1 pseudogene is annotated in these 363 nt (G+C 41.0%); it reads left to right on the plus strand.

What is annotated here, in order from left to right:
• Positions 1-363 (plus strand): annotated as a pseudogene (locus FY557_RS19975) (VOC family protein); the annotation flags it as partial.

Here is a 363-nt window from a genome sequence, read left to right on the forward strand (position 1 = left end):
TCGAGCCTTCAACAACGGACGACAGAAAAGTATGGACAACCGATGATATCAAAGACGAAAATGCCTTGAAGGGTTTTCACAATATCACTTTAACATTGAAAAAAGCCGACCCGACGATTAAGGTTTTGACTGATATTTTCGGATATGATCTGCAGAAACAGGAAGGTGAAAGGTACCGTTTATCAACTGATGCCATTGAAACGGCTAATCTTGTTGATATCATCGAGAACGATAAAATCCAAACAGGCAGAAATGCAGCAGGAACCAATCACCACGTGGCTTTCAGAGTAAAGGATGACCGGGTTTTAATGGAATTCCGTGAAAAAGTAAGGTCTGCAGGTCTGAATATCACTCCGAAAATAG

This window comes from Chryseobacterium sp. SN22 (genome assembly GCF_008329705.1).
Lineage (GTDB): Bacteria > Bacteroidota > Bacteroidia > Flavobacteriales > Weeksellaceae > Chryseobacterium.